This window comes from Campylobacter sp. P0085, assembly GCF_002139495.1.
Classification (GTDB): Bacteria; Campylobacterota; Campylobacteria; order Campylobacterales; family Campylobacteraceae; genus Campylobacter; species Campylobacter devanensis.
Window position 1 is genome coordinate 1 of sequence record NZ_MJKB01000012.1, and the last position, 3,229, is coordinate 3,229.

At 34.7% G+C, this 3,229-nt stretch carries 4 protein-coding genes; all 4 read left to right on the plus strand.

Going from position 1 to position 3,229, the window contains the following annotated elements:
* Positions 1 to 306: 306 nt before the first annotated feature.
* Genes dapF through CIGNP85_RS08195 form a run of 4 tightly spaced genes read left to right on the plus strand, consistent with a single transcriptional unit; the run spans position 307 to position 3,004 of the window.
* Positions 307 to 1,065 (plus strand): diaminopimelate epimerase, encoded by a 759-nt coding sequence (gene dapF / locus CIGNP85_RS08180; RefSeq protein WP_086287845.1) that lies wholly within the window; start codon positions 307 to 309, stop codon positions 1,063 to 1,065.
* A 42-nt stretch (positions 1,066 to 1,107) separates the two neighbouring features.
* Positions 1,108 to 1,980, plus strand: coding sequence for a menaquinone biosynthesis family protein (locus CIGNP85_RS08185; protein ID WP_086228903.1), 873 nt, complete (start codon positions 1,108 to 1,110; stop codon positions 1,978 to 1,980).
* Positions 1,980 to 2,246 carry a flagellar biosynthesis protein FliQ gene (gene fliQ / locus CIGNP85_RS08190; protein ID WP_086227385.1) on the plus strand — a complete coding sequence of 89 codons (267 nt, stop codon included), beginning with the start codon at positions 1,980 to 1,982 and terminating at the stop codon, positions 2,244 to 2,246. The genes CIGNP85_RS08185 and fliQ overlap by 1 nt, the downstream gene beginning before the upstream one ends.
* Entirely contained in the window at positions 2,243 to 3,004 is a 762-nt protein-coding gene (locus tag CIGNP85_RS08195) for a UDP-N-acetylmuramate dehydrogenase (protein ID WP_086287847.1), read from the plus strand. The genes fliQ and CIGNP85_RS08195 overlap by 4 nt, the downstream gene beginning before the upstream one ends.
* The last annotated feature ends 225 nt before the right edge of the window (positions 3,005 to 3,229 follow it).

Genomic DNA, 3,229 nt, shown 5'->3' on the forward strand with positions numbered 1-3,229 from the left:
TTTTTATTATATCGAACCAAATATTAAAAAGTTTATATATGGGGGGGGGATTTTGATAAATTTGAAGAAAATATTGCAAATTTTTTAATAAATTTGAGTAATTAATTAAATTTAGATTAGATATTGTAGTTTTATGACTTGGGTATTTTATAATTTTTAAAGTGGGATTTAGATTAGATTAGATGAGATATTAAATATTATGGGGGTGTAATTTATTTGAGAGGATGGAGTAAAAATATATTAAAAAAGCAACTTTGAATTTAATTTATGCTAAAATTTGAAAATTTAACCATTTTAAGGATATTTATGCAAGTTTCAAAATATAACGCAAGCGGTAATGATTTTGTTATTTTCCAAGCCATTGATAATGCTAAATTTGCTGCAAGTAACCGCTCGGAACTAGCTGTGCGTCTTTGCGATAGATTTAGTGGAGTTGGCGCGGATGGAATGATTATTATCAAACAATCAAATAATCAGTGTGATTTTGCGTGGGAGTTTTACAATAGTGATGGAAGCATAGCAGCAATGTGTGGCAACGGTAGTAGGGCCGCTGCACTTTATGCATATAAAAACAAAATTTGCGATGCTGTTTGCACCTTTGAAACTGGTGCTGGAATTATTGGCGCTACCATTGCAAAAGACCATGTCGAAGTCGCTCTAAGCGAGCCAAAAAAGTTAAGCGAACCATTTACTCAAATGGGATTAGAATGGAACTTTTATAATACTGGAGTGCCGCATTTAGTAAGCTTTGTGGATGATTTGGATAAATTTGATCTAGAAATTTGCAAAACTATGCGCCAACAATATAACGCAAATGTAAATTATGCCAAATTTGATGGCCAAAGACTATTAGTGCGTACCTTTGAGCGTGGTGTTGAAAATGAGACAAATGCCTGTGGCACTGGAATGGCAGCTTCGTTTTTTACTGGATTTGAGCGATTTGGACTAAATGATAAAATAGAAGTTATGCCAAGAAGTGGTGAGATTTTAAATCTTAGATTTGATGGAGAGACTATCCATTTTGGTGGAAAAGTAAGCCATATTTTTGATACGGCAATATATTAGAAATTTAGATAAATTTAAGTAAAATTAGCCAAAATGCAAAGGATGAAATTGAAAAATATAAGAGTAGCTCACTCACCAGATGCTGATGATATCTTCATGTATAGCGCTATAAATTTAGGCTGGGTTGGTAGTGAGATTTTGCAGTTTAGCTCTAAAGCTGATGATATAGAGACGCTTAATCAAGCAGCTTTGCGTGGCGAATTTGATGCTACGGCCATTAGTTTTGCTCTTTATCCATTTATAGTTAAAGATTATGCTTTACTACGAACAGCAGTAAGCTTTGGCAATGGATACGGCCCAAAGCTAATTAAGAAAAAACATACAACTCTAAAGCCAAATTTCAAAGTCGCACTAAGCGGACAATACACCACAAATGCTCTACTTTTTAAAATCGCATATCCAAAGGCTAGGATAGTTTATAAGAATTTCTTAGATATCGAAAATGCTGTACTAAGCGGTGAAGTTGATGCTGGCGTGCTAATTCATGAGAGTATTCTTAGCTTTAGTGATGAACTATGCGTAGAGCGTGAAATTTGGGATATTTGGTGTGAACTTAGAGGCGATGATAGTCTGCCATTACCACTTGGTGGTATGGCCCTTAGACGCAGTCTGCCGCTAAGTGATGCTATAGAGTGCGAATCGGTACTGACAAAGGCCGTACAAATCGCACACGATAATAAAAAAATATTAAGCTCTATGTTGCTAGAGCGTAAGCTAGTGCGTGTAGATGATACAAATTTGCAAAAATATCTAGGGCTTTATGCAAATGCTGAATCTATCAGTATGAGCGATCTTCAGCTGCGTGCAGTAGATAGGCTTTTTGAAATCGGATATGAGAATGGGGTTTATTCAAATTTAATCAAATCTCAGCCAAATCTCATACCAACTGAGTATCTAAATAGTAGGAATAGCTAATGCAAGGCGATCTAATCGGTCTAGGCGTTGAGACCTTTAAACTAGCACTAATGATTAGTCTACCTATGCTTATGGCTGGATTGGTAGCTGGTTTGCTAATTAGCATTTTTCAAGCTACTACACAAATTAACGAGATGACGCTAAGCTTTGTACCAAAGATAATTTTGGTTGTGGTGGTAATAATCTTTTTAATGCCGTGGATGATGGGGCAAATGATTGATTTTACTGAACGAATATTAAATATGATACCAACATTTATCCAATGAAAATTGATTTTAGTAAGTACAGCTCAGTACGCATTGGTGGGATTTTTGATGTAGAAGTGCTAGATGAAATGCGTGAGTTTGATGGAGTGATAATTGGCGGAGCAAATAATTTGCTAATCTCGCCAAATCCACCTAAAATGGGGATTTTAGGAAGCGAATTTGACTATATCAAACTAGAAAATGGCGTACTAAAAATTGGCGCTAAAACTCCAAGCTCAAAAATATATAAATTTACTAAAGATAACAATATTGGCGGCTTTGAATTTGTTAAAAAAATTCCTGGAACCCTTGGTGGAATGATAAAGATGAATGCTGGAGTAAAAGAGTATGAGATTTCAAATTTGCTCTTAAATATCACAACATCTAAAGGAGTAACACTAGCTAATGAGTGTGGATTTAGCTACCGCCACTCAAATATTGATGGAGTGATATTTGAGGCTAGTTTTAAAATTATACGTGAATTTGATGAAGTTCTAAGCAATAAACTCAATCAAAAGCGCTCCAATCAGCCAAAAGGTGCGAGCTTTGGCTCATGCTTTACCAATCCTGCTGGCGATCATGCTGGGCGACTTTTAGAGGCTGCTGGAATGAAAGGCTATAGGATCGGCGGATGCGGCTTTAGCGAAATTCACGCAAATTTTTTAATCAATTATGGCAGTGGAAGCTTTAATGATGCAATAGAGTTGATAAATTTAGCCAAAAACCGTATAGCTGAGCTTTTTGGTATAGAGTTGCGTTGCGAGGTTGTGATCTTATAGGATTAATGGTTTTTAGATATTTTAGTAATATTTAGAGTATTATTTTTGTATTTTTAGTAATTTTTATCAATTACCCTAATTTATAAATCCATTTTAATTAATAATATAAAAAGCTTGATATATTGTATATAAACCCTCGCAATGACTAAGCATTGCGAGTAAATTTAAGCTATTAAAGATTTAAATTTAAGCTACTGTAGTAGTCTTAATATATTTTGTTGTACA